Annotated in this window: 1 protein-coding gene; it reads right to left on the bottom strand. The window is 73.1% G+C overall.

The window, feature by feature from the left end; genetic code table 11:
• A complete protein-coding gene (locus tag G5C51_RS42170) occupies positions 1 to 876 on the bottom strand; it encodes an NAD(P)-dependent oxidoreductase (RefSeq protein ID WP_165246235.1) in 876 nt (291 codons plus the stop codon).
• Positions 877 to 1,010: the final 134 nt, after the last annotated feature.

Raw genomic sequence — 1,010 nt, 5'->3', positions numbered from 1 at the left:
TCACCCCACCCCCTCCCCAAGAATCGTGCCAAGCACCGACGAATAATCCTCCCCACCCTGCCCCGCAGCCGCCGCCTCCGCGAGCCACGACTGGGCGGCGGGGATGACCCGTACGTCGACATCCGCCGCCGTCGCCGCCTCCATCGCCAGCGCCGCGTCCTTGAGGGCGAGGTCGAGCGCGAAGCGCACCGGGTACTCCCCCGACTCCACCGCCGGCCGCCGCCGTTGCGCCTGCGCGGCCACCGGCGTGCCGGCCAGCACCTCGAACGCCTTGTCCTGCGACAGCCCCAGCCCCTTCGCCATGGCAAGCGCCTCTCCGAGCACGCCGAGAACACCGAAGAGCGTGGTGTTGGCGACCAGCTTCGCCGCCGCGCCGGACCCGAGCGGCCCGACGTGCACGGGCGTACCGAAGACACTCAGCAGCGGCGCCCACCGCTCGGCGAGCTCGGCCGGCCCGCCAACGAACACCTTCAACGTGCCTGCCGCGGCCTCATCGATGCTGCCGAGCACGGGCGCGTCGAGCAGCCCGACCCCCTCGGGCAGGGCCTCGGCGAGCCGCGCGACCGCCTCGGGGCCGACGGTCGACATGTCGATGACGGTGGCCGATGCCCCGGCGGACTGCAGCCCCTCCGCCACACCGTCCGGCCCCTCGGTGACGTCCCGCAGCGCCCCCGGATCGGCGAGCATCGTGATCACGACATCGGCCTCTCCGGCGGCATCGGCCGGCGACTTCGCGAATACGGCACCCCGCTCCACGAGCGCCTGCGCCTTCTCCGCGGTGCGATTCCAGACGGTGAGACTGTGCCCCGCGTCGAGCAGCCGCGCTGCCATGCGGCTGCCCATCGCGCCGAGGCCGATGAATGCGATAGCGGTCATACGGGACATCTTGTCACCGGAGCAGGCGGGGTGCAGGCACGAACGGACGGCTTGGCATCGGATGGTGACGGCCACGCCGCCGGGGCGCCTTTGGGGCGGTGCCGGTGGGAGGGCTGGCTACGGGAGGAGTGGGG

This window comes from Streptomyces coryli (assembly GCF_011044975.1).
Taxonomy (GTDB): domain Bacteria; phylum Actinomycetota; class Actinomycetes; order Streptomycetales; family Streptomycetaceae; genus Streptomyces; species Streptomyces coryli.
This window is presented reverse-complemented; position numbering and strand designations above follow the sequence as displayed.